The organism is Rhodoplanes sp. Z2-YC6860 (assembly GCF_001579845.1).
GTDB lineage: Bacteria > Pseudomonadota > Alphaproteobacteria > Rhizobiales > Xanthobacteraceae > Z2-YC6860.
On the sequence record NZ_CP007440.1, the window covers coordinates 5193417 to 5218133 of the forward strand.

Annotated in this window: 31 protein-coding genes; 15 read left to right on the top strand and 16 right to left on the bottom strand. The window is 65.1% G+C overall.

Annotated features, from left to right (window positions below; genetic code table 11):
* The first annotated feature begins 37 nt into the window (after window positions 1-37).
* From RHPLAN_RS24390 to RHPLAN_RS24415, 6 genes are all read left to right on the top strand, one after another.
* The gene (locus RHPLAN_RS24390) at window positions 38-532 is read left to right on the top strand and encodes a VOC family protein (protein WP_084245469.1); all 495 of its coding nucleotides are present in this window, start codon (window positions 38-40) and stop codon (window positions 530-532) included.
* 192 nt (window positions 533-724) lie between these two features.
* Entirely contained in the window at window positions 725-2146 is a 1422-nt protein-coding gene (gene radA / locus RHPLAN_RS24395; protein ID WP_068023262.1) for a DNA repair protein RadA, read from the top strand.
* 205 nt (window positions 2147-2351) lie between these two features.
* Window positions 2352-3038, top strand: coding sequence for a CvpA family protein (locus RHPLAN_RS24400; RefSeq protein WP_068023265.1), 687 nt, complete (start codon window positions 2352-2354; stop codon window positions 3036-3038).
* A 47-nt stretch (window positions 3039-3085) separates the two neighbouring features.
* Window positions 3086-4588, top strand: a complete 1503-nt coding sequence (gene purF / locus RHPLAN_RS24405) for an amidophosphoribosyltransferase (protein WP_068023268.1) — start codon at window positions 3086-3088, stop codon at window positions 4586-4588.
* A 60-nt stretch (window positions 4589-4648) separates the two neighbouring features.
* Window positions 4649-5185, top strand: coding sequence for a hypothetical protein (locus tag RHPLAN_RS24410; protein ID WP_157100448.1), 537 nt, complete (start codon window positions 4649-4651; stop codon window positions 5183-5185).
* Window positions 5186-5259: 74 nt separating this feature from the next.
* Window positions 5260-6000, top strand: a complete 741-nt coding sequence (locus tag RHPLAN_RS24415) for an SDR family NAD(P)-dependent oxidoreductase (RefSeq protein WP_068023274.1) — start codon at window positions 5260-5262, stop codon at window positions 5998-6000.
* Here RHPLAN_RS24415 and RHPLAN_RS24420 read toward each other — a convergent pair.
* From RHPLAN_RS24420 to panB, 6 genes are all read right to left on the bottom strand, one after another.
* Window positions 5997-6548, bottom strand: a complete 552-nt coding sequence (locus RHPLAN_RS24420; RefSeq protein ID WP_157100449.1) for a hypothetical protein — start codon at window positions 6546-6548, stop codon at window positions 5997-5999. The genes RHPLAN_RS24415 and RHPLAN_RS24420 overlap by 4 nt on opposite strands.
* Before the next feature lie 94 nt (window positions 6549-6642).
* Entirely contained in the window at window positions 6643-7884 is a 1242-nt protein-coding gene (locus RHPLAN_RS24425; RefSeq protein WP_068023280.1) for a TCR/Tet family MFS transporter, read from the bottom strand.
* Entirely contained in the window at window positions 7881-9254 is a 1374-nt protein-coding gene (gene der, locus RHPLAN_RS24430) for a ribosome biogenesis GTPase Der (protein WP_068023283.1), read from the bottom strand. Before der ends, RHPLAN_RS24425 begins: the two co-directional genes overlap by 4 nt.
* 146 nt (window positions 9255-9400) lie before the next feature.
* Window positions 9401-9832, bottom strand: a complete 432-nt coding sequence (locus RHPLAN_RS24435) for a hypothetical protein (protein ID WP_068023286.1) — start codon at window positions 9830-9832, stop codon at window positions 9401-9403.
* An 8-nt stretch (window positions 9833-9840) separates the two neighbouring features.
* Window positions 9841-10494, bottom strand: a complete 654-nt coding sequence (locus RHPLAN_RS24440; RefSeq protein ID WP_068023288.1) for a tetratricopeptide repeat protein — start codon at window positions 10492-10494, stop codon at window positions 9841-9843.
* A 177-nt stretch (window positions 10495-10671) separates the two neighbouring features.
* Window positions 10672-11493 (bottom strand): 3-methyl-2-oxobutanoate hydroxymethyltransferase, encoded by an 822-nt coding sequence (gene panB / locus RHPLAN_RS24445; protein ID WP_068023291.1) that lies wholly within the window; start codon window positions 11491-11493, stop codon window positions 10672-10674.
* Between the two features lie 147 nt (window positions 11494-11640).
* On the opposite strand from panB, the gene RHPLAN_RS24450 reads away from it, so the two are divergent.
* The 5 genes from RHPLAN_RS24450 to RHPLAN_RS24470 all read left to right on the top strand — a co-directional run bounded on the left by RHPLAN_RS24450 (window position 11641) and on the right by RHPLAN_RS24470 (window position 15565).
* A complete protein-coding gene (locus tag RHPLAN_RS24450) occupies window positions 11641-12990 on the top strand; it encodes an FAD-dependent oxidoreductase (protein ID WP_068023294.1) in 1350 nt (449 codons plus the stop codon).
* A gap of 69 nt (window positions 12991-13059) precedes the next feature.
* Entirely contained in the window at window positions 13060-13473 is a 414-nt protein-coding gene (locus RHPLAN_RS24455) for a YybH family protein (RefSeq protein WP_068023297.1), read from the top strand.
* A gap of 20 nt (window positions 13474-13493) precedes the next feature.
* Window positions 13494-14456 (top strand): Bug family tripartite tricarboxylate transporter substrate binding protein, encoded by a 963-nt coding sequence (locus RHPLAN_RS24460; protein WP_068023300.1) that lies wholly within the window; start codon window positions 13494-13496, stop codon window positions 14454-14456.
* 41 nt (window positions 14457-14497) lie between these two features.
* A complete protein-coding gene (locus RHPLAN_RS24465) occupies window positions 14498-15166 on the top strand; it encodes a hypothetical protein (RefSeq protein WP_068023302.1) in 669 nt (222 codons plus the stop codon).
* Between the two features lie 147 nt (window positions 15167-15313).
* A complete protein-coding gene (locus tag RHPLAN_RS24470; RefSeq protein ID WP_068023305.1) occupies window positions 15314-15565 on the top strand; it encodes a hypothetical protein in 252 nt (83 codons plus the stop codon).
* On the opposite strand, the gene RHPLAN_RS24475 is transcribed toward RHPLAN_RS24470, so the two are convergent.
* The 7 genes from RHPLAN_RS24475 to RHPLAN_RS24505 form a co-directional block, all read right to left on the bottom strand.
* Window positions 15566-16342 carry an SDR family oxidoreductase gene (locus RHPLAN_RS24475; protein WP_068023308.1) on the bottom strand — a complete coding sequence of 259 codons (777 nt, stop codon included), beginning with the start codon at window positions 16340-16342 and terminating at the stop codon, window positions 15566-15568.
* Window positions 16343-16427: 85 nt separating this feature from the next.
* Window positions 16428-17021 carry a class I SAM-dependent methyltransferase gene (locus RHPLAN_RS24480; protein WP_068031772.1) on the bottom strand — a complete coding sequence of 198 codons (594 nt, stop codon included), beginning with the start codon at window positions 17019-17021 and terminating at the stop codon, window positions 16428-16430.
* Window positions 17022-17028: 7 nt separating this feature from the next.
* Window positions 17029-18240 (bottom strand): GGDEF domain-containing protein, encoded by a 1212-nt coding sequence (locus RHPLAN_RS24485; RefSeq protein ID WP_068023311.1) that lies wholly within the window; start codon window positions 18238-18240, stop codon window positions 17029-17031.
* A gap of 92 nt (window positions 18241-18332) precedes the next feature.
* Window positions 18333-18686, bottom strand: coding sequence for an ArsC family reductase (locus RHPLAN_RS24490; protein WP_068023314.1), 354 nt, complete (start codon window positions 18684-18686; stop codon window positions 18333-18335).
* Between the two features lie 82 nt (window positions 18687-18768).
* On the bottom strand, window positions 18769-19266 hold the full coding sequence (locus RHPLAN_RS24495) for an SRPBCC family protein (RefSeq protein WP_068023318.1): 498 nt from the start codon (window positions 19264-19266) through the stop codon (window positions 18769-18771).
* Window position 19267: 1 nt separating this feature from the next.
* Window positions 19268-19606 carry an ArsR/SmtB family transcription factor gene (locus tag RHPLAN_RS24500; protein ID WP_068031775.1) on the bottom strand — a complete coding sequence of 113 codons (339 nt, stop codon included), beginning with the start codon at window positions 19604-19606 and terminating at the stop codon, window positions 19268-19270.
* Between the two features lie 59 nt (window positions 19607-19665).
* The gene (locus RHPLAN_RS24505; protein WP_068023321.1) at window positions 19666-20070 is read right to left on the bottom strand and encodes a GFA family protein; all 405 of its coding nucleotides are present in this window, start codon (window positions 20068-20070) and stop codon (window positions 19666-19668) included.
* Window positions 20071-20164: 94 nt separating this feature from the next.
* On the opposite strand from RHPLAN_RS24505, the gene RHPLAN_RS24510 reads away from it, so the two are divergent.
* Complete coding sequence (locus RHPLAN_RS24510; protein ID WP_068023324.1) at window positions 20165-20878, top strand: helix-turn-helix transcriptional regulator; 714 nt, start codon at window positions 20165-20167, stop codon at window positions 20876-20878.
* A gap of 12 nt (window positions 20879-20890) precedes the next feature.
* Here RHPLAN_RS24510 and RHPLAN_RS40755 read toward each other — a convergent pair whose 3' ends face one another.
* The 3 genes from RHPLAN_RS40755 to RHPLAN_RS40235 form a co-directional block, all read right to left on the bottom strand.
* Window positions 20891-21301, bottom strand: coding sequence for a class I SAM-dependent methyltransferase (locus RHPLAN_RS40755; RefSeq protein ID WP_198164471.1), 411 nt, complete (start codon window positions 21299-21301; stop codon window positions 20891-20893).
* Window positions 21273-22385, bottom strand: a complete 1113-nt coding sequence (locus RHPLAN_RS40760) for a class I SAM-dependent methyltransferase (RefSeq protein WP_198164472.1) — start codon at window positions 22383-22385, stop codon at window positions 21273-21275. The genes RHPLAN_RS40755 and RHPLAN_RS40760 overlap by 29 nt, the downstream gene beginning before the upstream one ends.
* A 242-nt stretch (window positions 22386-22627) precedes the next feature.
* A complete protein-coding gene (locus RHPLAN_RS40235) occupies window positions 22628-22936 on the bottom strand; it encodes a hypothetical protein (protein WP_198164473.1) in 309 nt (102 codons plus the stop codon).
* A gap of 101 nt (window positions 22937-23037) precedes the next feature.
* Between RHPLAN_RS40235 and RHPLAN_RS24525 the strand changes: the two genes are divergently transcribed.
* From RHPLAN_RS24525 to RHPLAN_RS24535, 3 genes are all read left to right on the top strand, one after another.
* The gene (locus RHPLAN_RS24525; RefSeq protein ID WP_237179905.1) at window positions 23038-23463 is read left to right on the top strand and encodes a GbsR/MarR family transcriptional regulator; all 426 of its coding nucleotides are present in this window, start codon (window positions 23038-23040) and stop codon (window positions 23461-23463) included.
* 119 nt (window positions 23464-23582) lie between these two features.
* A complete protein-coding gene (locus tag RHPLAN_RS24530) occupies window positions 23583-24215 on the top strand; it encodes a methyltransferase family protein (protein ID WP_237179906.1) in 633 nt (210 codons plus the stop codon).
* A gap of 3 nt (window positions 24216-24218) precedes the next feature.
* Window positions 24219-24704, top strand: coding sequence for a pyridoxamine 5'-phosphate oxidase family protein (locus tag RHPLAN_RS24535; RefSeq protein ID WP_068023338.1), 486 nt, complete (start codon window positions 24219-24221; stop codon window positions 24702-24704).
* Window positions 24705-24717 lie beyond the last annotated feature (13 nt).

Genomic DNA, 24717 nt, shown 5'->3' on the forward strand with positions numbered 1-24717 from the left:
GCTGTAGCTTCGATTCTCCCAAAATGGAGGGTTGGATATGGCGATCGAGGGCCTGAACACGCGAGACGGCATCGGTTTGACGCTCTTTGTGGCGCCAGGCCGCCAGGATGAGGCTGCGGCGTTCTATCGCGCCGTGTTCGGCGCCACCTCGCCCCGGCACTGGATCAATCCCCGCAGCGGCGCGGTCACAGGCATCGACATCGCGATCGGCCGCGCCACTTTCACGGTGTCCGGCGCCAATCCCAAGCGCGACGCCGACCCGGCCCTGCCCGGCCCCTGCACGCCGGACGCCGCCGGCCGCGGCAGCACGATCCTGCAACTCTGTGTCAATGACGTTGACGCCACGGCCGCGCGCGCGGTCGAAGCCGGCGCGATCCTGCGCACCGAGCCGCAGGACGCCGGCTGGGGCGATCGCGTCGCCACCATCATCGATCCGTTCGGCCACATCTGGGCGCTCGCGACGATCCAGCAGGAGCTGAGCACCGAGGAGTTCAACGCCCGCGGCAACATCCAGCTCGTCGAAGCGGCGTGAGCCGTCGATGATCAACGCTTTTGCCACATCGGCGGTGAACTCCCTCTCCCGTGGGGAGAGGGTCGGGGTGAGGGCGCACGGACCATCGATCGACCGTACCCCCTCACCCGACGCGCTTCGCGCGTCGACCTCTCCCCATGGGAGAGGTGCTCCAAGCGTGTCGCCAAAAGCCTAGCCCTATCGGACCGCCTCATGTCCAAGCGCAATCTCACCTTCGTCTGCCAGAACTGCGGCGCTGCTTCGGCGCGCTGGGTCGGCAAATGCGAAGCCTGCGGCGAGTGGAACACGCTGGTCGAGGAGGGCGACGGCACCGGCATCGCCGGCAAAATGCCCGGCCGCACGCCGCGCAAGGGCCGCAGGTTCGCGCTCGAGGCGCTGACCGGAGAATCCAACGACGCTCCCCGCATGCCGTCCGGCATGTCCGAACTCGACCGCGTCACCGGTGGCGGGTTCGTCCGCGGCTCGGTGCTGCTGCTCGGCGGCGATCCCGGCATCGGCAAGTCGACGCTGCTCATCCAGGCCGCCTCCGCGCTCGGCAAGCTCGGCCACCGCGCGGTGTACATTTCGGGCGAAGAGGCGGTCGCGCAGGTGCGGCTCCGCGCCGAGCGCCTCGGTCTCGCCAAGGCGCCGGTCGAGCTCGCCGCCGAGACCTCGGTCGAGGACATCATCGCGACCTTGTCGGAAGGTCCGCCCCCTCGCCTCGTCATCATCGATTCCATCCAGACCATGTGGACCGATGCCGTGGAGGCTGCTCCCGGCACGGTCACGCAAGTGCGCGGTTCGGCCCAGGCGCTCATTCGCTTTGCCAAGCGCTCCGGCGCCGCCGTCATTCTGGTCGGCCACGTCACCAAGGATGGTCAGATCGCCGGCCCCCGCGTGGTCGAGCACATGGTCGACGCGGTGTTGTCGTTCGAGGGCGAAGGCTCGCACCAGTTTCGCATCCTGCGCGCGGTGAAGAACCGTTTCGGGCCGACCGACGAGATCGGTGTGTTCGAGATGACCGGCCTGGGCCTGCGCGAGGTGCACAATCCGTCCGAACTGTTCCTGTCGGAGCGCGACCTCGGCTCGCCGGGCACCGCGGTGTTCGCCGGCATCGAAGGCACGCGCCCGGTGCTGGTCGAGATCCAGGCGCTGGTGGCGCCATCGACGCTCGGCACGCCGCGCCGCGCGGTCGTCGGCTGGGAGGGAAGCCGCCTGTCCATGGTGCTCGCGGTGCTGCAGGCCCATTGCGGCATCAATCTCGGTGGTCACGACGTCTATCTCAATGTCGCGGGCGGCCTTCGCATCGCCGAGCCCGGCGCCGACCTCGCGGCGGCGGCGGCGCTGGTCTCGTCGCTCGCCAATTCGCCGTTGCCGGCCGACGCGGTCTATTTCGGCGAGGTGTCGCTGTCGGGCGCGGTGCGGCCGGTGGTCCAGTCCGCGGCGCGCCTCAAGGAGGCGCAGAAGCTCGGCTTTGCGCGCGCCGTGGTTCCTGAGGCGGTGCGCTCGGAAGCCGCCGACCCGGCGCTCACGCTGGAGGGCGTCGGCTCGCTCGTCAGCCTGATCGCCGAGATCGCCGCAAAGGGCGAAAAACGAGGCGGAAACGGCCGAAAAAGCGGGCCACAAGACGGGTGACGCAGCCGCGCGGGGCCGGTATACACACCGCGCATGCAGGTTAACCAGCCGCCTAAAAACGACACAAAATTAAACCATTGGGCGGACAGTTCGAGGCTCTTGCTTCTGCCGGTCCAGGCAAGGGAACTTGGGTTGGGACCGGTGCCGATTCGCCGGTTTTTCGCCGTCCGCCTTTGTCCTCAAGTCTGTAAAAGCTGAGCGCCCCATGCCGATCACGTGGCTCGACATCGTATTGCTCAGCGTCATGCTGATTTCCGGCATTCTGGCGATGATCCGCGGCTTCATGCGCGAGGTGCTGTCGATCGCCGCCTGGGGCGCGGCCGCCGTCGCCACGGCACTGCTCTACAACAAGCTCCTGCCCATCGCCAAAGCCAACATCTCGTCGGATATCGTCGCCACCGGCGCCGTCATCGGCGGCGTGTTCCTGATCACGCTGCTGGTGGTCTCGATCATCACGGTGCGCATCTCCGACATGATCCTGGACAGCCGGATCGGCGCGCTCGATCGGACGCTGGGCTTCCTGTTCGGGCTCGGCCGCGGCCTGATCATCGTGGTGGTGGCCTTCGTGTTCTTCGCCTGGCTGGTGCCGCCGGCGAAGCAGCCGGAAGGTGTCCGTAACGCTAAGTCCAGAGTTGTGTTGGAAAACACCGGCGAATGGTTGCAAGCCCTTCTGCCGCAGGACATGGATAACTATCTCTCTCAGTTGTTGAAGAAGAAGAAGGGTGACGATCAGGAACCACCGCCGGAAGGCGCGACGCCGGGCCAGCGTTCTGACCTGGGCGCTACCTCGGGTCGTCCCGATGTGACGGGATCGGTGCAAAATCCTGCGGGTTACCAACAGGCCGACCGCAACGACATGCGGCAGTTGATCGACGCGACCAAGACACGGTGAGCAGTCCTCGGAAAACGGTTTTCGGGGCATGTGCAAACAGAGCGAGGATGCCGGCCATGACCCAAAGCACCGCAGCCGCCGCGACGAAAGATCAGACCGACCTGTTCGATCCCGACGCCGACCGGCTCCGCGAGGAATGCGGCGTGTTCGGCATCTTCGGTCATCCGGATGCCGCAGCGATCACGGCGCTCGGCCTGCACGCCCTGCAGCACCGCGGCCAGGAAGCCGCCGGTATCGTCTCCTTCGACGGCAAGCGCTTCCACTCCGAGCGCCGCATGGGCCTCGTCGGCGACAACTTCTCCCGCCGTGAGGTGATCGACCGCCTGCCCGGCACCACCGCGGTCGGCCACGTCCGCTATTCCACCACCGGCGAGACCGTCCTGCGCAACGTGCAGCCGCTGTTCGCCGAACTCGAGGGCGGCGGCTTCGCCATCGGTCACAACGGCAATCTGACCAACGGGCTCACGCTGCGCCGCGCCCTCGTTGCAGAAGGCGCCATGATGCAGTCGACCACCGACACCGAGGTGATCCTGCATCTCGTGGCCCGTGCCCGAAGGAACCGCTTCGTCGACCGCTTCATCGAGGGGCTGCGCCAGCTCGAAGGCGCCTACGCCTTCGTCGCCATGACCAACAAGAAGCTGATCGGCGCCCGCGACCCGCTGGGCATCCGCCCGCTGGTGCTCGGCCGCCTCGACGGCTGCCCGGTGCTCGCCTCGGAGACCTGCGCGCTCGATATGATCGGCGCGACCTTCGTGCGCGAGATCGAGAACGGCGAGGTCATCGTGTTCGACGAGGACGGCGTCCACACGCACAAGCCGTTCCCGCCGATGGCGCCGCGCCCCTGCATCTTCGAGTACATCTATTTCGCCCGCCCGGATTCGATCTTCGGCGGCCGCTCGATCTACGACGTGCGCAAGTCGATGGGCGCGCAGCTTGCCAAGGAATCCATGGCGGCGGCCGACGTGGTCGTGCCGGTGCCGGACTCGGGCGTGCCTGCCGCGCTCGGCTTTGCCCAGGCGTCGGGTATTCCCTTCGATCTCGGCATCATCCGCAATCACTATGTGGGCCGCACCTTCATCGAGCCGACCCAGCAGATCCGCCAGCTCGGCGTGCGGCTGAAGCACAGCGCCAACCGCGCCGTGGTCGCCGGCAAGCGCATCGTGCTGGTGGACGACTCCATCGTGCGCGGCACCACCTCGTCGAAGATCGTCAAGATGATGCGCGACGCGGGCGCGAAAGAAGTGCACTTCCGCATCTCGTCGCCGCCGATCACGCATCCGGACTACTACGGCATCGACACGCCGGAGCGCGACAAGCTTCTGGCCGCGACCCACTCGCTCGAAGAGATGCGCCAGTTCATCGGCGCGGACTCGCTCGCGTTTCTGTCGGTCGAGGGCATCTACAAGGCGATGGGCTATGACCACCGCGATGCGGCCCGGCCACAGTTCACCGATCATTGCTTCACCGGCGAATATCCGACCGGACTGACCGACCATACCGGCCAGCAGCCCACGCCGCGGCAGCTGTCGCTGCTTGCCGAGGCCGGCTAAGATCGATTTTGAAGGGTACCCCGCGGCACTCCGCGCCGCGGGCGTTCGGGGCGGTGCGAGATGTTGCGACGGGGTGTGGCGCCGGTTTTCGGCGCGGCTTTGATTGCCGGATTTTGCCTGCCGAGCGTTGCGCTGGCGCAAGCGGCCGTCACCTATTCGACGCTGTCCCAAACTTCAAAGCCGCAGCCCCGCAAGACTGCGGCCAAGCCTGCGCCCACGCCTGCAGAGCCGTATACGCGGGTGAACCCCGCCGAACAGTCTGACTTCTGGACCGTCAATGCGTCGGTGGGCTCGCAATACTCGTCGTCCGGCGCCAGGCCGCAGGGCAAGTCCGTCGACCATAATCGCGCGGCAAATCCCAGCGAGAGCACGCCGCTCGACCGCGTGAAGCTTCGCGACGCGCCGGGCGGTTCGATTGGCTTCGCATCCGGACAGTCGGCGCGCTCCGGCCAATTCTACGATGGCCGCGACGTGCCCGGGCTCACCGCCAACACGCAGAAGGATTCGTCCTACGTCGGGCTGTCGCTATCGGTGTCGTCGGGCAGCAAGGGCCTGCCGCTGCCGTTGCCCGGCCCGGTATACGGCCGGCCCGAATAGACGATACGGCTTGTGCTGGCCGCCCGCGGCTTTACAAGGTGGCGGACGAAAACCTCCGAAGTCCAAGCCGCTTGATGTCAAAGCCCCTTGCCTCCCGCATTGCCCTGATCACCGGCGCCTCCCGTGGCATCGGCTACGCCACCGCGATCGCGCTGGCGAAGCGCGGCGCCCATATCGTGGCCACCGCCCGCACCCAGGGCGGGCTCGAGGAGCTCGACGACGCGATCCGCGCCGAAGGCGGCACCGCGACGCTGGTGCCGTTCGAATTGCGCGACACCGACGGCATCCTGCGCCTCGCCGCGGCGTTGAACGAACGCTACGGCAAACTCGACATTTTGATCGGCAACGCGGCGCTCGGCGCCACGAGCTCGCCGCTCGACCATTTCGAGCCGAAGGAATGGGACAACGTGCTCGCGATCAACGTCACCGCGAACTGGCACCTGATTCGCTCGATGGACGCGCTGCTCAGGCGCTCGGACGCCGGCCGCGCGGTGTTCCTGACCTCGGGCGCCGCCGCCAATCCGAAGCCCTATCGCGGGCTTTACGCGGTCAGCAAAGCGGCACTTGAGACGCTCGCGCGCACCTATGCGGCCGAGACAGCGTCGACGCCGATCCGCGTCAACCTGTTCAACCCGGGCCCGGCCCGCACGCGCATGCGTGCCGCCATCATGCCGGGCGAAGACCCGATGACCTTGCCGTCGCCGGATGAAGTGGCCGAGAAGATCGTGCCGCTCTGTTCGCCGGACTTCGGTGAGACCGGCAAGCTCTACGACTTTCCGACCGGAAAGCTTTTGTCGTTCCGCGCGCCAGCCTAGCCGCGAACGCGCAGCATTCGGCGGCAGGCGGCTTCGTAACGCGAATAGCGGTCGTAGCGATTGCCGGACGCGCAACGGCCCGCCGCGACCGGGACCATCACACGACGCACCGGGACCGGCACCGTCACCATCGCGGGCTGCTCCACGACGTGATAGCGCTGCGTCACATAGCTCACGACCGTGACTTTCGGAACGCGCATCACGTAGCGCGGCTCGACCTCGTAGACCGTGTGGTTGTGCTGGATCACACCGACGTTGCGGGTCTCGTTCTCATGAATGACGAGATGGTTGGATTCCTTGAGGCGACGCCCGACCACCACTTCGCTTTGCGTGTTGATCACGCGCGACCGATCCACATCCCTGCTGGTGCGGATGATCTCCTGCGTGTCGTAGTGATCGCGCGGCGCCGGACAGTTGTGGCACCTCCGGGCCGGAGCCTCTCGCGGCGTGTCCTGAATCGTATCCTGGTACGTCTCCTGCGCCGACGCAGGCGCAATCGCGCCGAGCAATCCTGCAATCAATATGGCGCCAGCCAGTAGGTGCTTCATCGCGATGCCTCAAACCATCCGGGTTTGAGCGAACCTAACGGCTTGCGAGCGCGGTGTGTGGAATAGCGGGTTAACGGGTAAACCGGTTAATCGGTTAATGGCGCTGCCGCGTCGCGTGCCAGCCGAGAGCTGCGGCCGCGACAAGAAACACTGCAGAGAGCACGAACGGCGCGCCGGGAAAGTTCCAGTCCTTGCCGCTGCCGATCGCCCAGGCGAACGTCAGCGTAAAAATGAAAGGCCCGACCAGATTGGCGATGCCCTGGATGCTGTTGTTGGCGCCCTGAAGCCGGCCCTGCTCGGAATGCCCGACATGCCGCGTCATCAGGCCGTTGATTGCCGGATTGACGATGCCCCACAGCGCCAGAAGCGGAATTCCGAATAGGAACATCGTGGCGGTTTCGGCCACGCCGAAGCAGAAAAAGCCTGCCGCGCCGCTCGCCAGGCCGAGCACCATGGCGCGTCGCTCGCCGAACGCCTTCACGATCGGCCCGACCAGTCCGGCCTGCACGATCACCGAGCAAATGCCGACCACCGCAAGCGAGAGGCCGACCGCCTTCTCGTCCCAGCCGTAGCGATAGCCCGCATACAGAACCCAGATGCTCGGCAGCACGACATGCGCGACATCGATCAGAAAAACCGCAGAGGCCAGGCCGCTGAGCTCCGGATGCGAGCGCAGAAGCTTCAGCGCGCCGACCGGATTGGCCCGCTTCCAATCGAACGCGCTGCGTTGCTCACGCGGCAGGGATTCCGGAAGGACGAACAAACCGTAGCAACCGTTGAGCAGGCTCAACACCGCGGCGAGCCAGAACGGCAGGCGCGGATCGATCGAGCCGAGCACGCCGCCAAGCCCAGGCCCCAGCACGAAGCCGAGGCCGAAGGCCGCACTGATCAATCCGAATTTCGCGGCGCGCTGGTCGGGCGGTGTGACGTCGGTAATGTAGGCGAACGCCGTCGGCACCGTTGCCGACGTGATGCCGGAGATCACCCGGCCGATGAACAGCCACCAGAGATTGGGCGCAAGCGCCATCAGCACGTAGTCGAGGCCCAGCCCGAAGTTCGAAATCAACACGAGCGGCCTTCGTCCGAAGCTGTCGGACAGTGCGCCCAGGAACGGCGAGAACAGGAACTGCATCAGCGCCCACGCGGTGCTGAACACGCCGAACACCTCGGCGGCGCGCGCAGTGTCGCCGCCGAGAAAATTCTCCACGAGCTTCGGCAGCACCGGAATGATCATGCCGAGCGACAGCATGTCGAGCACGACGGTGATGAAGATGAAAATGAATGCCGCGCGGCGCGGCCCGGTTACGGCCTCGCTTTGCGGCGCACTGTCGTTCATGAGCGCTTGCGCGCCTTGGCGGCGAACGGATTGTCCTTCTCGCGCAGCGTCAGCCGGATCGGCGTGCCCGGCATGTCGAAGGTGTCGCGCAGCGCGTTGACGAGATAGCGTCGATAGGCCGGCGGTACCGCTTCGGCGCGGTTGCAGAACAGCACGAAGCTCGGCGGCCTCGCCTTCGGCTGCGTGATGTAGTTCAGCCGGATGCGCCGGCCCGATACCGCGGGCGGCGGATGCGCCGAAAGCACGCCCTCGAGCCAGAGGTTCAACTGATTGGTGGAGACGCGCTGATTCCAGACCTCGTGGATGTCGAGCACGGCTTCCATCAGCCGGTCGATGCCCTCGCCGGTCATGCCCGACACGCCGATCACGGGCACGCCCTTCACCTGCGGCAGGCGTTCGTCGGCCTCTTCCTGCAATTTGCTGATCGCGCCGCTCTGGCGCGCCTTGAGGTCCCACTTGCTGATGCCGATCACCAGCGCCCGCCCCTCTCGTTCGACCAGATCGGCGATGCGCAGATCCTGCTCTTCGAACGGATGCTCGGAGTCCATCAGCAGCACGACCACCTCGGCAAAACGGATCGCGTTGATGGTGTCGGCGACCGAGAGCTTCTCAAGCTTCTCTTGTACGCGCGGCGGGCGCCGCAGACCCGCCGTGTCGTTCAGCCGGAATGATTTTCCTTTCCAGACGAGATCGCTCGCGATGGTGTCGCGGGTGATGCCGGCCTCGGGGCCGGTCAGCATGCGGTCTTCGCCCAGCAGCCGGTTCACCAGTGTCGACTTGCCGGAGTTCGGCCGGCCGACGATGGCGACGCGGATCGGCTTCGTCGCCTCCTCGGACTCTTCGCCGTCGCCGGCATCCGGCGGCTTTCGTGTCGCGTTCGGCAGTGCCTCGCGCAACGCCTCGAACAGATCGACCAGGCCCTCGCCGTGCTCGGCCGAGATCGCCACCGGGTCGCCGAGCCCGAGGGCATGTGCTTCCAGAACCCCGGCGGTGCTCGATTTGGCCTCGGCCTTGTTGGCGACGACGATCACGGGCTTGCCGGAGCGGCGCACCAGATCGGCGAAGGCACGATCGTCCGGCACCGGGCCGGTCTTGGCATCGAGCATGAAGAACACCGCGTCGGCCTGCTCGATGGCCTTCTTGGTCTGCTGCATCATGCGGCCGGCAAGGCTTTCGGGGCCGGCGCCTTCGAGACCTGCGGTGTCGATGATGGTGAAGTCGAGATCGCCGAGCCGCGCCCGCCCCTCGCGGCGATCGCGCGTCACGCCCGGCCGGTCGTCGACCAGCGCCAGGCGCTTGCCGACCAGCCGGTTGAACAGCGTCGACTTGCCGACGTTCGGCCGGCCGATGATGGCGATGGTGAAGCTCATGGGAAGTGCATGCCCCGCTTTGGCGGGCCAACACAAGCGGCCGTCAGGCGGATCGATGGAAAATGTTAAGTGCGAAAGTACGATTCAGCATCGCTGAATCCGCCTGTTCAGACCCAGCGTCCCAAAATCCAAAATTTTTGATGGCCCTAGCGGCCCGGCGGTGGCGGGAACGGCGAGCTGCCCTGCTGGGACTGTTGCGGCTGCGACGGCCAGGGCGAAGCCTGCGGCGGTGGCGGGCTCTGATCCTGGGCCTGAGCGGGAGGCTGCGCCGGGCGCTGCACCTTGGCCTGTCTGGGCTTCGGCGCAGGTTTGTGCTCCGGCGGCACGAAGCGGGGCTTCGGCGCCTCCTGGTTCGCTGCCTCCGGGGGGATATCCGGCGGTGGCTGATAGCCCTTCACCAGTTCCGGCGGCACGCCCTGCGGCACGCCGGGCACGCCGGTCGGAAACATCGCCTTGCGCTCGCCGGGCAGCGGCTTCTTCGCATTGAACCAGCTTTCCGGATCGAAACTTTCGCAACCGGACAGCGCCAAGCCTGCGGCCAACAGCGAAACGATGAGGACAATCCGGCGAGCTTGCATTATTCGCCTCAGCTCTTCTTTTCGGGTTCGGTCAGCGCCAAGATCATCTGAGCCTGGCCGCGCGTACCGGGCGGCGTCTCAGGATCGGCCAAAATCATCTCGCTCCACTTGCGGGTCGCCGCGGCGTCGTTGGCTTTCCACGCCGACAGCGCGAGCAGCGATCGGGCGCTGTGGCGGAAGGCGCGGTCTGCCGCGGTCAGCGGCTCGAGCCGCTTGGCGATCTCACTGTAAGGCTCGGTGTCGACCAGGAGCGTCGCAGCGCGCACGGCGGCAAGATCCTGCATCGCGCGACCGATGCTGCTGTCGGCCGCAAGCTGATCGAATATCGCGGCACCAGCCTTCGGGTCGCGCCGCGCGAGCTCACCCGCCTCGCGGAACTTGGCGAGCATCCGATAGCTCGACGTGCCGCTTTTGGCGATTTCGGCGAAGGCCTCCTCGGCCTCCTTGTTCTTGCCGTCATTGACCAGCGCCGCGGCCGCTTCGAACTTGGCGCTCGCTTCGGCGGCCTGCTTGGCCTCATAGAATTCGTAGGTTCGCCAGCCGGCCGCGCCGAGCACGACGAGCACACAGGCCGCGATGATGAGCCAACCGTACTTCTGCCACAGCTTGCGCAGCTGTTCGCGGCGTACTTCCTCGTCGACCTCGTGGAAAATATCGGACACTGAAGCCTTCCCCTTGGCCCTGCTGATTTAGGCCTAGCGATTTGGCCTATCGACCTGCCATCCCCCGGCTAAGGCCATGGGCAGGCTGCTAAAATAGCGATGTGGCGGAGGCAAGGCAAAAGCCTGAGGCCCGGCGCCGCGCCCCCTCGGTTAACAGCCTGGAGCCGGCCGCGCCAGCTACTTCTTTTTCATGGGGTAGACGTTTTCGGGCCCTGGAAAGGCACGGGACCGCACGTCCTTGGCATAATCCGCGACCGCTGCCTCGATGCCGGGGCCGATGTTGCCGTAACGTTTGACGAATTTCGGAACCCGCGGCGACAGGCCCAGCATATCCTCCAATACCAGAACCTGGCCGTCGCAGGCGACGCTTGCACCGATACCGATGGTCGGCACCGCGACCTGCTCGCTGATCTTGCGGGCGAGCGGTTCGGCCACCGCCTCGACCACGATGGAGAAGGCGCCCGCATCGGCCACCGCTTTGGCGTCGTCCTCGATCCGGGCCCAGTCCTTCTCCTCGCGGCCCTGGGCTCGGAACGAACCGATGGTGTTGATCGACTGCGGGGTGAGCCCGATGTGGCCCATCACCGGCACGCCGCGTTCGGTGAGAAACGCGACGGTCTCGGCGAGCCTGCGCCCGCCCTCGACCTTGATGGCGCCGCAGCCGGTTTCCTTCATGACGCGCGACGCGCTCAGAAACGCCTGCTCCTTCGAGGCCTCGTAGGAGCCGAACGGCATGTCGATGACGACCAGCGCATGCTTGGAGCCGCGCATCACCGCGTGGCCTTGCAGGATCATCATTTCGAGCGTCACCGGCACCGTCGTCTCGAGGCCATGCATCACCATGCCGAGGGAGTCGCCGACCAGGATCACGTCGCAATACTTGTCGACGAGACGCGCGGTGTGCGCGTGATAGGAGGTGAGTACGACGATCGGCTCACCACCCTTGCGAGCAAGGATGTCCGGCGCGGTGAGACGCTTGATTTCTTCCTGTACCGACATGACCTCACCCGGTGAAAACAGACGCCGCACGCCACTAGGCCATGACACCGCCCGGCGCAAGCGGGCCATTGGTATGGCTCATTTGCTGGGACAACCCCGAGATTGGACCGGTTTTGGCCCTGATCCCGGCGCGGCTATCATCCCGCCATGACGACGACAACGATCCGCGAGCCTGCTCGCGACCTGCCGGTGCGCGGCGAATACGACGTGGTGGTGCTGGGCGGCGGCCCGGCCGGTATTGCGGCGGCGACCGCGGCCGCGATGCATGGCCGCAGCGTGCTGATGGTCGAACGCTACGGCTTCCTCGGCGGCATGGGCACCGCGGCCGGCGTCACCAACTTCTGCGGATTGCATGCCAACGTGCATGGCGAAATCAGGCAGGTGGTGCACGGCGTCGCCGATGAGCTGCTGGCACGCATCGATCGTCTCGGCGGACTGAACAAGCCGCATATGGTCTTCGGCAAGATCGCAGCGCAGGCCTACGACACCGCCGCGTACAAGTGCGCGGCCGACGATCTGCTCTTGAGCCACAACGTCGACATCCTGTTTCATGCGCTCGGCGCGGGCGTGATCATGGATGCGGACGACGTCATTCGCGCGCTGATCGTCGAGACCAAGTCGGGCCGGCAAGCCGCGATCGGCCGGATATTCATCGATTGCTCGGGCGACGGCGATCTCGCGGCCTGGGCCGGCGCGCCGTTCGAGCATGGCGACGGCGCGGGCGGCACGCTCTATCCGACCATGATGTTTCGCGTGAACGGCGTCGATCCGAAGGCCGCAGGCGATGCCTGGAAGACCATTCCGGAATTGATGGACGCGGCCGAGCGCCGCGGCGTGCAATTCCCTCGCAAGGGCGCGGTGGTGCGGCCGCAGCGAAACCCGATCGAATGGCGCGTCAACGTCACGCAGATGAAGCGGCCCGACGGTAGCGCGCTCGACGGCACCAAGGCCGATGAGCTCACGGCCGGCGAGATCGAAGGCCGCAGGCAGGCCGCGGCGTTCTTCGATTTCCTCAAGCGCGAAGCGCCTGGATTCGGCGACGCCTATATCGTCGACACTCCGCCGCAGCTCGGCATCCGCGAGACGCGCCGCGTCACCGGTCACTATCAGCTCAGCCGCGACGATGTGCTCAACTGCGCAAGCTTCCCCGACACCATCGGCGTCAACGGTTGGCCGATCGAGAAACACGTCGCCGGCGATGTGGAATGGCTGTGGCCCGCGATCCCGCAATCGCGCGGCTTCAACCATCTGCCTTACCGGATGCTGCTGCCGCAGAAGCTGCGCAATCTTCTCGTGGCCGGGCGCTGCGCCTCGATGACGCACGAAGGCCAGTCTGCGGCCCGGGTGAGCGGCGGCTGCTTCGTGATGGGCCAGGCCGCGGGTGCGGCCGCTCACCTCGCACTGTCGGGCAATTCTCCGCTCGACCAGATTCCGGTTGAAGCATTGCAAGCGCGGCTGCAAAACGACGGCGTCTATCTGGGCCGCGACGTCGAGTAGGCCCGATCCAGATTCAGCCATCGTTTCGAGGTCATGCTTTCGTCCTCACGCACCTGAATGAGCCGAGCCATGTCCCAGCAAGCCAACGCCGAAGAAGGCCGGATCAAAGCGCTCCTCGAAGCCTGGGCGGAAGCGGTCCGCCGGCACGACATTGGCGCGATCCTCGCGCATCACGATCCGGAGATGGTGATGTTCGACCTGCCGCCGCCCCTACAGTGCAAGGGCATTGAGGAGTACAAAAAGACCTGGGACCTGTTCTTCCGCTATCACAAGCCCGGTGCGGCCTTCGACTTCGAGGAGCTCAACTTCACCGCGGGCCGGGATGTCGCCTTCATGGCCGCGATCATGCGCTGCGGTCCCGATTCTTCCAGCAATCCGGCGGACAAAGACGGTTTCCTGTTCCGACTGACGGTCGGGCTGCGCAAGGTCGACGGAAACTGGCGCATCGCGCACGAGCATCACTCCGTTCCTGCAACCGACTGACCGCGACAAAGAGCAACGACATGAAGAGACGCCTGCTGTTCGCCCTGCTCTGCCTGCTGACCGCGATGCTTCCGGCCGCGGCGCAGGACTGGCCCACAAAGCCCGTGCGCATCATCGTGCCGTTCGGCCCGGGCTCGACGCCCGATGTGGTCGCACGCCTGATCGCAGATGAGCTGCAAAAGAAACTCGGCCAGCCGTTCGTGATCGAGAACAAGCCCGGCGCCAGCGGCAACACGGGGACCGACGCAGTCGCCAAGGCCGCGCCCGACGGCAACACGATCGGCGTGAGCATCGGCGGGCCGCTCGCCATCAACACGCTGTTGTTCTCGAAACTGCCCTACGACCCCAAGACCGACATCGCGCCGATCACCCAGCTCGTGACCCAGCCGAGCGCGCTCGTGGTTAATTCCTCTGTTAAGGTTAACAGCGCAGCCGAACTGGTCGCGCTGATACGGCGCGAATCCGGCCATTTCAACTTCGGATCGATTGGCAACGGCTCGCTGTCGCACCTCGCCATGGAGGCCATTGCGCTGCAGAGCGGGGCCAAGCTCGTGCATGTCCCCTACCCGTCCTCGCCCGCGGCCATGACGGCGATCATCCGCGGCGACGTGCAAATGGGCTGCCTGCCTGCGATCGCGGTCACTCCGCACGAGGCGTCCGGCGCGGTCAAAATCCTCGCCGTCTCGACCGCGAAGCGCTCGCCTTATTTGCCGCAGATTCCGACGCTGAAAGAGGCCGGAATCGACGTCGATGCCGATGCCTGGATGGGCATGATCGCGCCCGCACACACGCCGGACGCCCTCGTTGCGAAAATTCGGCTTGCGGTGGTAGAAACACTTGGAACTGTTGCGGTTCGTGACAAGCTGGCGACGCAGCTCATGGAACCGGTTGGCAGCACGCCGGCCGAGTTCCGGGCGCGCATCGACAGCGAGATCGACCGCTGGGCGCCGGTGATCAAGGCCGCGGACGTCAGAGTCAACTGAACGAAGACGTCAGCGGATTGGTTGTTAGGCTGGAGTGACGGATGAGCAGCACGGAACCGTATCCCGAGGTCAATCTCGACGAGTCGGGCCACGAGTCGCGGCCGACGCCGCAGCAGGGCCCCGAATGGCCCAAGAAAATCCGCACGCTGACGGCGACCGAGCTCGACCGGCTGACGATCGACGGCGCCGGGCGGTTTTATTGGGACGGCAAGCTCGTTAACTACGAGCCGCCGGTGGCGGCCAAGCCGGCCAGCGAGAAGCCGGAGCCGCTTTCGCGCCTTGGCGATCTCGACCGCGACCCCTACGGCTTCGATGAGCCGAAGCCCTCCGAGCACACCGAGGCCGATCACATCGATCGTTCGGACGATGCACCGATGCACGCGGTCGCACACCGCGACCACTACAACGAATTCGACGAGTTGCGCACGGTCCAACACCGCGCGGTGAATCACGACATCGGCACGGAGATGTCAGAAACCTATGTCGCGCCGACCATCCAGATGCCGGACCGCATCCGCGTGTCGATGACGGGCTGGCAGTCCCTCGGTGCCTTGATTGTGGTGCTGTGCCTGATCGTCGGATCGCTGGGGATCGCAGCCCTCGGGTTTATCGCGGCACACGATTGGGGCTGCCGGGCCGGCCTGTTCCAGTCGAACTGCCCCGCCGCCACCGGCGGCCGACCGGCCGGGCGCACCGATATCCCGGCCTGACGTCTCCCAGCCGCGTGGCGACAGCCGCCGGACGCGTCAGTGTGACTGACCGTCTGGCCGTTGAACCCGGGAACCGCCCTCCCCGACCAAAGGGAAACGGCCTCTGGACGGGGCTGATCGGCCCCGAAGTGGGGTCAGGAGGCGGCCATGAACGAACTCACCCTCGCAGAAGGCCTGGCATTCCGGCGGAGCCTTTCGACACGCTCCAAACTCCGGCTGAAGCTTCAGATCAGCGCCGGCGCCCTCCTCGCCATCGTCGCAGGGAGCCATGTGCTGTCCGGCCTCCTGGACGGCGATCTCGACTCCAAGGGCCTGTCGATGTTCGGACTCGCCGTCGGGCTCTACGTCACAGCCCACTATTCGGTGCTGCTCATCGCCAAGCGCGCGATGCAGGCTTGATCACACCACCGGCGAACGGCCGCCATCGACGTTGGTTGCAGTGCCGGTGATGTAGCCGCCCTGCTCCGAGGCCAGGAAGCACGCCAGATTGGCGAACTCCTCCGCCTTGCCGGCGCGGCCCAGCGGGATCTCCTTCTCGCGCGCCTTGTAGTAATCGGCGAGCGGCACGTTGGCGCGCTTGGCGGCCTGCACATGCTGATCGGCCTCGATGAAGCCAACGAGCATGGCGTTGACCAGCACGTTATGCGGCGCGAACTCCTGCGACAGTGCCTTGGTCATGGCCATGCCGGCGGCGCGCGACACCGACGTCGGCATGCTGTTCGGCCGTGGCGCCTTGGCGCCGATGTTGAGCACGTTGATGATGCGGCCCCAGCGCCGCTCTTTCATCTGCGGCGAAACCAGGCGGATGAGCCGCACCGCCGCGAACAGCTTCTGCTCGATGTCGTCGTGGAGGATCTCGTCGGTCACCTTCTCGAACGGCATGGCGCGCGAAGTGCCGGCGTTGTTGACGATGATGTCGACCCTGCCGAACGCCTTCATCACTTCGTCGTAGCCGCGCTGGATGTCGGCGGCCTTGCCGACATCGGCCGTGACGCCGATCACCCGGGCTTTGGCGATTTTCTTGATCGCAGCCAACGCCTCGTCGAGCGCCTCCTTGCCGCGCGCGAAGATCGCGACATCGGCGCCCGAGGCCGCAAAGCGGGTTGCGACCGCAAGCCCGATGCCTTTGCTGCCGCCAGTGACGATGGCGGCGCGGCCCTGCAAACTGATTTCCATGACGTTCTCCCGGACGCCGCCCGAACGCGGCAGGCCAAGACTATTGGCCCGCGCGCACAGCGACAACCGGGCCAAACGAGGTCCGCTAGTGAGCCTTGCGCGCGACGATGCGGTGAATCGTCTTGCCGGAGGACAGGCTCACGGGCTCGTCGTCGAGCAGCAGAGACATACCGCCGAGCGCGCCACGAACCAGTTCGCTGTCGAAGGCGGTGTAAAGCCGCCCCGCCGCATCGCGAAGATCGTTGCCCGTGGTGACGCGCCAGCTCACGTATAAAATGCCGTCGGACTTCAAAAGCTCCGTCATGCGCCGCACCGCCGGCGCGATCTGCTCGCGCGGCAGTTGCATGATGACGGTTTCACACAGCACATTGTCGAACGCGCCGCCCGGCAGTCCGGTCAGCTCGGGCAGCAGCGCCCGCTCGAAGCGCAGCTCCGGATAACGCCGCCGGGCCTCCTGCAACAGCGCGGCGGAGGCGTCATAGCCGATCGCGTCGAAGCCGCTTTCGGCGAGATGCGCCACTTCGCGGCCGCTGCCGCAGCCGATGTCGGCGGTGCGACCGCGCGGACGAAAGAACCGCTGCACCAGCGCATGAAGGTCCGACGGCGCCGGCTGCTCGTGCCAATCCTTGGCGAAGGCCGCTGCGCCCGTGTCGTAGACGGCGAGCGTCTGGCGATCCATCGAGCGCTCAGCCCGCCGCGAGCGCACCGCCGCCAGCCATCCGCGCGGCGATCTCGCTCAAGCTCCGACCGTTCGACACTTCGACGCGATTGCGGCCGGCACGCTTCGCCGCGTAGACGGCGCCGTCAGCTTGACGGATCAGCGTGTCGAGGTCGTAACCGAACTCGTCGGTCGAGGCGATGCCGATGCTGACCGTGGCCTTGGCCGGCAGGCCCGCGACGATCACCGAGGCGGCCTCGACCTGCTGGCGGATACGCTCGGCGACGAGCTTCGCCTGAGAGGCCTCGGTGTAGGGCAGCAGGCAGCAGAATTCCTCGCCGCCCATGCGGAACAGAAAGTCGGTCGGTCGGATGCACGAGTTCACCAGGCCGACGAAGCAGGTCAGCACATCGTCGCCGCCGGAATGACCGAAACGGTCGTTCAGCGCCTTGAAGTGGTCGAGGTCGAGGAACAACAGCGACAGGGTCGCTTCCTCGTGGCTGTGGCGGGCAATCAGGCGCTCGCCGCGCGCCATGAACGCGCGCCGGTTGAGCGCGCCGGTCAGCGGATCGGTCTGCGCCTTGGTGCGCTGGTCGAGCTCAAGCCGTTCCTTCGACATCGCCACCACCAGCACGACGAGCATGAAGGTGTGGCCGAACAGGATCAGGTTGAAGGCGCCGAGCCAGCCCGGCCGCATCGGCAATGCGCCGAACGGAAACGGCAGCAGCTCCATCAGCGGAACCCGCAGCGCGAAGAACAGCGTCAGCGAACCAAACAGCACGATCACGGGCCAGCGGGACGCCAGTGCCTCATGCCGCCCGCGCCAGCACTCCCAGCCAGCCATGGCGAACATCGAGGCGACGAGCGCCGACGACAACGCGATGCGATATTCGATGGTCTCGATGAAGCCCGGGATGAGGCACACGACGAGCCAGCCCAGCGGTGCGGCCACGACCGGCATCCACTGCGGAGCACGCTTCTCAAAGGAGCGCGCGCCCTGCCACGTGCAGGCCACAGCCGACACCAGGAAGGCGTTACCAATCCCGAGCGTGAGATAGTTCTCGATCGTGGCACGCAGCATGAACAGCAGCGCGGTCACGCTGCCCAGAGCCAGCGCAAAACCCCACCACAAGAACCATGGTGCCGCGCGGTTCTTCAGCCAGAACACGGCAAACAGCCCACCAAGCACCAGCTTGATGGTGAGGGCGAACAGCAGGACGGTGAAGGAATCAATCTGCATGGCTTGACGCGCGACCCCCTTCGCGAATCGCACGCCAGTCTAGCGGAAGCACGCCGGAAACTTCATGAATTTCGCGAAAGGGGCGAAGGACTTCAACGCCGCAGCGATTCTTCATAAATTTCTGGTTTAAAACCCACGAGAATGCGGCCGCCGCCGAGATCGAGCACCGGCCGTTTGATCATCGACGGCTGTTCCAGCATGAGCGCGATGGCCTTCTTTTCGTCGACGCCGGCCTTGGTCTTGTCGGGGAGCTTCCGGAAGGTCGTGCCGGCGCGGTTGAGCAGCGTTTCCCACCCGGCCTTCTTCGACCATCGCTCCAGCCGGTCGCGGTCGATGCCGCTCGCCTTGTAGTCGTGAAAGCTGTATTCGACGCCTTGCTTGTCGAGCCAGGCGCGCGCCTTTTTCATGGTGTCGCAATTCTTGATGCCGTAGATGGTGATGGCCATGCGCCTGCTCCGCCGGGATCGCTTGTTCCGGCTGCTGTTTTAGATTTCCAGCCGCCGTTTTCATACGGCGCGGACAGACAATTCACCGCTGAAAATTGGCTTTGGCCACGCCCTGCGGTCGGCGCCCCATATAGGCAACCAGGTTGTCCAAGGTCTGCGACGTGCCGGTGGCGACGCCCATCTTGACGAACTGCTCGAGCTGCTCGGCGGAACGGCATTCGATCTCCACCGTCATACGGGTTTTGCCGCCAGCCTCGCGGAAGACAATCCGTCCGGTGGATTCGATCGCCTCGAACACGAGGCGATCGGGCGGCGAAATCTCCAGATAGATTCCGGTGAAGACCAGTTCGGGACGCGCTTTGGTGGCGAACTTGAATCTACCGCCGACCCGCAGGTCGATCTCGCAAACCAACAGCGGCTCGCGGTCGCAATCCCACCAGCACGTCACATGCTCCGGCTTGGTCCAGGCCTCGAACACCTCGGCGGGCGAAGCGTCGAAGCTGCGCGCAAGCCTGATGGTGTGCGTGTCGCGATCGATCTCGAAATCGGTCTGTCCCATCACTGCGGAATGCGGCGGCATGTCACTTCTCCCGTTTTTTCATTCTGGCGAGATGCGCGTCGAGATTGTCGAAGCGGCGGTCCCATTGCCTGCGGAACGGCTCGATCCAATCGGCGATGTCTTTCATGGCGCGCGGCGCGAGCCGGCGCGGCCGGCGCTGCGCGTCGCGGCCCCCTTCAATCAGTCCCGCTCGCTCCAGCACCTTGAGGTGCTTCGAGATGGTCGGCTGGCTGAGATCGAAGGGCTCCATCAGCTCGGAGACTGTCGCCTCGCCCAACGCGAGGCGCGACAGGATCGCGCGCCGCGTCGGATCGCTCAGAGCCTGGAAGGCCGTGTTGAGGTTGGCGTGCGCGCGTTCCATTGCCATATCTGTATATAGCCATATGGCAATATATTGTCAAAACCCCGAGGCTCATGGCGCTAGAGATGCCGTGTCTCGGCCGGCCGGTGCATCCAGTCGTTGTCGCGGCCGTTGGAATAGCGGACCGGCAACGACGCCAGTTCGGCGTCCGGCACATTGTCCAGGCAAGCGACGTTGACCGATACGAAATCGCCACCGATCTCCGGCACATGACCGTGGCCGAACGGCCGCATGCCGCAATGCTCGCAGAACAGGTGATGGCCCTGCTTGGAAGCGAACTGGTAGTCCGATAACGCGTCCTTTCCCGACAGCAGACGAAACGCGGCGGGCTTGATGATCGCGCCCCAGGCGCGCGACTTGGCGCAGATCGAGCAGTTGCACTTGCCGGTGCCGGCTTCGAGATCGATATCCGCCTCGAAGCGGACGGCACCGCAGTGGCAGCTTCCCTGATAGGTCTTCAGCATCGGTGGCTCTCCCAAAACTCTTTTCGCGATGGCGGGACCGTAGCCGCCTCCTGTTGCCACCCTGCTGTCAGCATGCGACCAGTATGCTCCATCCATGCGCCGCGCCGACCGCCTGTTTCAGATCATCCAGATTCTTCGCCGCTCAAGCGGGCCGATGACCGCTGCCGCCATCGCGGCTGAACTCGAAACCTCCAAGCGCTCGGTTTATCGCGACATCGCGGCGCTGATCGGCCAGCGCGTGCCGATCCGCGGCGAAGCCGGCTTCGGCTATGTGCTGGAAAGCGGCTTCGATCTGCCGCCGCTGATGCTGACGTCGGACGAGATCGAGGCCGCAGCGCTCGGCGCGCAATGGGTCGCGGGCCATGGCGATGCGGCGCTCGCCCGCGCCGCGCAGAACCTGATCGCCAAGATCACCGCCGTCATCCCCGACCAGTTCCGGCCGCTCATCCTCGACTCCGGGTCGCGCACGCCACCCGGCTGGAAAATCCCGCCGGACGGCCTCGACGTCGCGCAGGCGCGCGCCTCGATCCGCCAGGGCCGCAAGATCGCGCTCGCCTATCGCGACGAGAACGGCCGCGACAGCGAGCGCAAGGTCTGGCCGGTGGTGATCGGCTATCTCGACGCCGCACGAACGCTGATCGCGTGGTGCGAGCTGCGCCGGGATTTCCGCACCTTCCGCATCGACCGGATCAAGAGCGCGGAATTTCTCGACGAGCGCTATCCCGAGCGTCCCGCTGCGCTGCGCGCCAAATGGCTGGCAAGCGTGCGCCGTGAAGCGGCACAAAAATCAAAAGCGCCGCCGGTGTAGCCGTTGGTGGATTCATCCCGTCGTCGCGACGAGCAACTCCTCGGCATTGTTCGGCGGCCGGAAGCCATCGGTGCGGTTCTTGAAATATCGCTCGGCAAGCATGGCGCCGGACACATGCTGGCCGGCTTTGAAGCCCGCCTCGCGGGCCAGCGCCAGCATCTCGGCCGGCGTGAAGAAGCTCAGGAACGGCGTGCCGCTCGCCCGCGCACCCTGCAACGCGCGCTCGAAGCCCGGGCGGACCTCGGCATCAACGAGATCGAGCGGCAAGGAGAACGTCACGGCGAGCACCGATCCCGGCGCCAGTGACGCAACCTCGCGCAAGGTCGCTGCGACCGCAGCCTTGGTGAGGTACATGCTGACGCCCGTGGAAGCGACCACGGCCGGCTTGCCGAAATCAAAACCTGACGCCTTGAGCCGCTCCAACCACGACGCCCCCCCCCTCGAAATCGACCGGCACGAACCGCAGCCAATCGGGAACGCCGAAACCGAGATCGATTAGCCGTTGACGCTTCCAGGCCTGGGTGCCGGGCTGGTCGATCTCGAACACCGTCAGGCGGGACGCCATCTCCGGCCGCCGCTGCACGAAGCTGTCGAGGCCCGCGCCGAGGATCACGTACTGACTCGAGCCGCGGCCCGCCTGCTCGATCACCAGATCTTCGATGAAACGCGCCCGCGCCACGATCGCGGCGCGAAACAGCTTGGTGCCCTCCGGATGCATGTCCGGACGCTGGCTCCAGCCTTCATCGGGCGCGACGAGCCTCAGGCCGATCTCGTCATCGAGCACATGCGGCGGCGCGTCTGCCTGGACATGAATGGCGCGCCACAACGCGACCCGGACTGCCGAACTGTCGGGCGCCGCGGCATTGTCCAAAGGCACGTCCTTGCAAAATATCCTGTCGGCTGTGGCAAGCTGATTGGCAAAGAAAATGGCTTCCTTGGAGCCTTCCTCCCGAAGCGATTTCATCATGTCAGCAAGCGCTGTTGCGCCGAGCGCCGACGTGGAGGCACCCCTTTTTCGGGCCAAGGCCGAATAGCCGCGAGCCAGCAGCCGGGACATCTGATAGCCGCCGAACTCATAGGCTTTTTCCGATTTCTCAAAATCAACCGTCGCTTCTTGCAAGCGACCAGCAGCAAGCTTCAGCGCGCCGACCAACCAGTGAGAGGTCCCGATTTCCTTAGCGCCGAGCTCCAATTCTCGCACCAGGTCTCTGGCCAGAACGGCAAGCTTCAATCCCGCTTCCAGATGCGCGTCTTCGATCTCGACCCCTTCATCGCCCCATCCGGGCCAGCAATTGGCTGCCGCGTTGTAAGCGATCGTCTTCGCGAATGTCTTGAGCGAAGTGGCCGTTTCGACATCTTTCGCCGCTGCCGCGCTCTTGATACAGAAACCCGCACCGGCCTCGCCGATGGCGATGACGCCATCAATATTTCTTTGCTGCTTGTAGTATTCCTTGCCGAGTCTGACGAAGCCGTTGGCCGCCTCGATCGGGCCGCTGAGCGAGATCAACTCCCGAATCGAATTTTCAACGTCCGGGTGGCTGAGCTTTCCATTTATGACCAGCTCTGGCTTTTCACGATCGGAAGTCACTCATACCACCTTGTATTTGCTTGGCCAGCCCGCGCTTCCCGCAACGGCGATACGTCGATGCGTAACTCGTCTCGATGGTTCTCAAGATACGCCCTGAACATGATGTAGTTTTCGTGACTGAAGGATTCCAGCTTTTCGAGCTTGCTCACGCGACGAATTTCTCAGCAAGCCGGCGATCCGGAGCCGTCCTCATTTGCACGGGGCTTGGCGCGGAAGAACCACCCGAAATACAGACAGACAAGAAAGAGCACAAAGTGGATCGTGCCACGCGCGGCGCTGAGCTCGGGCGGCTGGACGGCACCGGTCCATATCAGCGGAATCGGGATCTTCGCCAGGTAGAAGTAGAATTGCATCCCGCTGCTGACGAAGAACGCGCCTGCGAGGAATTTGCGGTACTCGCGGTAGCGCACTGCGACGGAGAGCGTCGGCAACCCAATGAGAATGATCGCGGCAACGAGATAGGGAAGCATGAGCATCTCCCAGGCTTGGCGCTTGCCGTCGGCTAATTTTTCGATATATTCGCAATATGCCGAATTTATCAAATAAGCCTCGCAAAGACGGGCAGCGGTTCATGGAAGATGTGGCTCGGCTGCTCACGCCCTGGGGCGTACCGCCCGTCGCCGCCCGGCTCTACGGCTATCTGCTGCTCTGCCCTCGCCCCGCGACCCTCGACCAGATCACCGAAGACCTCGGCATCAGCAAGAGCAGTGCAAGCGTGGCCGCCCGGCTGTTGGAGAGCTATACGCTGGCGCGTCGTCATGGCGAGCCTGGAACAAAGCGCGCGCTTTACGCCGTGGCCGACGACTACGAAGCCATGATCCAGCAACAAAACCGGCTGCTCGACGCATTGGCCAAGCAGTTGAACGCCGGGACTGGAATCGTCCCGTCCAAGGACGTCAACGCACGTCTCGATGAGATGGCGGAATTCTATCAGGTGATGCGCCGCGCCATGAAAGACGCCATGAGCCGCTGGAAGCGCAGCCGGCGCCCGCGGTGAAGGTTGAATGCCCCGCGGCGGCGCACGCCGCACGGAACGACCAGCAGCTTTGACGGAAGAGGCAAGAAATGGGTCTCATTCTCAATGCTATCATTCAGACGATCGTCTGGTACGGCGTCATGGCCGCGATCATCTTCGCTGCCGCGGGCACGATAGAATACACCGCCGGGTGGCTCTATCTCGGCGTCATGATCGCCACCTCGATCGCTTTCGGGGCGCATATGGTGCGCGTCGATCCGGGGCTCCTCAGAGAGCGCCTGAAACCGCCCGTGCAGAAGGATCAACCGCTCGCGGACAAGCTGATCATCATACCGATCCTGCTCGTCATACTTGGAGGGATGGGCTTCATGGCAGCGGACGCTGCGCGCTGGCGCTGGTCGATCATGCCGCCTTTCGTGCAGTGGGCCGGATGCGGCCTCCTCGTGGCGGCCTTCGCATTCATATATTGGACCATGCGCACGAACAGCTTCGCAGCGCCGGTCGTCAAATTGCAAAAAGACCGCGGCCAGACAGTCATCACGACGGGGCCCTATGCCATCGTCCGCCATCCGATGTATTTCGGCGCGCTGTTCTATATCGCCGGCACCTCGCTCGTGCTCGGCTCGTGGTGGGGACTTGCGGCGGCCCCCATCCTGGCACTCTTGTTTGGCATCCGGATCGGCATCGAGGAGCAGACCCTGCGCACAGGTCTTGAGGGTTATGACGATTATGCGCGCCGCGTGCGCTGGCGTCTGGTTCCGCTCATCTGGTGAGACGTGCTGGCCGCACGCGACCCCGTGGCAGGCACCTGCAAGGACAAAGCGGACATGTGTGGGATATTTCAAAAATCAGACCTGCTCGACTATATGCAATCACATCGGCTGGCCGTCGTCTCCTCGATTGGCGATACGGGGGCACCGCAATCTGCCCTTGTCGGAATAGCCGTTACACCAACGCACGATGTCATCTTCGACACGGTGTCCGATAGCCGAAAGCATCGGAACTTGACGGGCGACCGACGAGCGTCGGTACTGTTTGCCGGACCGGGAGAGAAGACCCTACAGTTCGATGGAACCGCGCGATCCCTGTCTCTGGTCGACGTCGCCGACGAGCACCTGCGCGAAATCTACTATGCGGTATGGCCGGATGGCCGCGAGAGGCTGCGATGGCCGAACATCGCTTATTGGTGCGTCAGCCCGACCTGGGCCCGCTATTCGGACTACGAAGCAGGCCCTCTCGTGCAAATTTTTCACTGGGCCTGACCGCCATTGCCCT

Bases quoted from the DNA above. Each gene is read 5' to 3' on its own strand.
- RHPLAN_RS24390 (WP_084245469.1), top strand. From the start codon at position 38: ATGGCGATCGAGGGCCTGAACACGCGAGACGGCATCGGTTTGACGCTC.
- radA (WP_068023262.1), top strand. From the start codon at position 725: ATGTCCAAGCGCAATCTCACCTTCGTCTGCCAGAACTGCGGCGCTGCT.
- RHPLAN_RS24400 (WP_068023265.1), top strand. From the start codon at position 2,352: ATGCCGATCACGTGGCTCGACATCGTATTGCTCAGCGTCATGCTGATT.
- purF (WP_068023268.1), top strand. From the start codon at position 3,086: ATGCCGGCCATGACCCAAAGCACCGCAGCCGCCGCGACGAAAGATCAG.
- RHPLAN_RS24410 (WP_157100448.1), top strand. From the start codon at position 4,649: ATGTTGCGACGGGGTGTGGCGCCGGTTTTCGGCGCGGCTTTGATTGCC.
- RHPLAN_RS24415 (WP_068023274.1), top strand. From the start codon at position 5,260: ATGTCAAAGCCCCTTGCCTCCCGCATTGCCCTGATCACCGGCGCCTCC.
- RHPLAN_RS24420 (WP_157100449.1), bottom strand. From the start codon at position 6,548: ATGAAGCACCTACTGGCTGGCGCCATATTGATTGCAGGATTGCTCGGC.
- RHPLAN_RS24425 (WP_068023280.1), bottom strand. From the start codon at position 7,884: ATGAACGACAGTGCGCCGCAAAGCGAGGCCGTAACCGGGCCGCGCCGC.
- der (WP_068023283.1), bottom strand. From the start codon at position 9,254: ATGAGCTTCACCATCGCCATCATCGGCCGGCCGAACGTCGGCAAGTCG.
- RHPLAN_RS24435 (WP_068023286.1), bottom strand. From the start codon at position 9,832: ATGCAAGCTCGCCGGATTGTCCTCATCGTTTCGCTGTTGGCCGCAGGC.
- panB (WP_068023291.1), bottom strand. From the start codon at position 11,493: ATGTCGGTACAGGAAGAAATCAAGCGTCTCACCGCGCCGGACATCCTT.
- RHPLAN_RS24450 (WP_068023294.1), top strand. From the start codon at position 11,641: ATGACGACGACAACGATCCGCGAGCCTGCTCGCGACCTGCCGGTGCGC.
- RHPLAN_RS24455 (WP_068023297.1), top strand. From the start codon at position 13,060: ATGTCCCAGCAAGCCAACGCCGAAGAAGGCCGGATCAAAGCGCTCCTC.
- RHPLAN_RS24460 (WP_068023300.1), top strand. From the start codon at position 13,494: ATGAAGAGACGCCTGCTGTTCGCCCTGCTCTGCCTGCTGACCGCGATG.
- RHPLAN_RS24465 (WP_068023302.1), top strand. From the start codon at position 14,498: ATGAGCAGCACGGAACCGTATCCCGAGGTCAATCTCGACGAGTCGGGC.
- RHPLAN_RS24470 (WP_068023305.1), top strand. From the start codon at position 15,314: ATGAACGAACTCACCCTCGCAGAAGGCCTGGCATTCCGGCGGAGCCTT.
- RHPLAN_RS24475 (WP_068023308.1), bottom strand. From the start codon at position 16,342: ATGGAAATCAGTTTGCAGGGCCGCGCCGCCATCGTCACTGGCGGCAGC.
- RHPLAN_RS24480 (WP_068031772.1), bottom strand. From the start codon at position 17,021: ATGGATCGCCAGACGCTCGCCGTCTACGACACGGGCGCAGCGGCCTTC.
- RHPLAN_RS24485 (WP_068023311.1), bottom strand. From the start codon at position 18,240: ATGCAGATTGATTCCTTCACCGTCCTGCTGTTCGCCCTCACCATCAAG.
- RHPLAN_RS24490 (WP_068023314.1), bottom strand. From the start codon at position 18,686: ATGGCCATCACCATCTACGGCATCAAGAATTGCGACACCATGAAAAAG.
- RHPLAN_RS24495 (WP_068023318.1), bottom strand. From the start codon at position 19,266: ATGCCGCCGCATTCCGCAGTGATGGGACAGACCGATTTCGAGATCGAT.
- RHPLAN_RS24500 (WP_068031775.1), bottom strand. From the start codon at position 19,606: ATGGAACGCGCGCACGCCAACCTCAACACGGCCTTCCAGGCTCTGAGC.
- RHPLAN_RS24505 (WP_068023321.1), bottom strand. From the start codon at position 20,070: ATGCTGAAGACCTATCAGGGAAGCTGCCACTGCGGTGCCGTCCGCTTC.
- RHPLAN_RS24510 (WP_068023324.1), top strand. From the start codon at position 20,165: ATGCGCCGCGCCGACCGCCTGTTTCAGATCATCCAGATTCTTCGCCGC.
- RHPLAN_RS40235 (WP_198164473.1), bottom strand. From the start codon at position 22,936: ATGCTTCCCTATCTCGTTGCCGCGATCATTCTCATTGGGTTGCCGACG.
- RHPLAN_RS24525 (WP_237179905.1), top strand. From the start codon at position 23,038: ATGGAAGATGTGGCTCGGCTGCTCACGCCCTGGGGCGTACCGCCCGTC.
- RHPLAN_RS24530 (WP_237179906.1), top strand. From the start codon at position 23,583: ATGGCCGCGATCATCTTCGCTGCCGCGGGCACGATAGAATACACCGCC.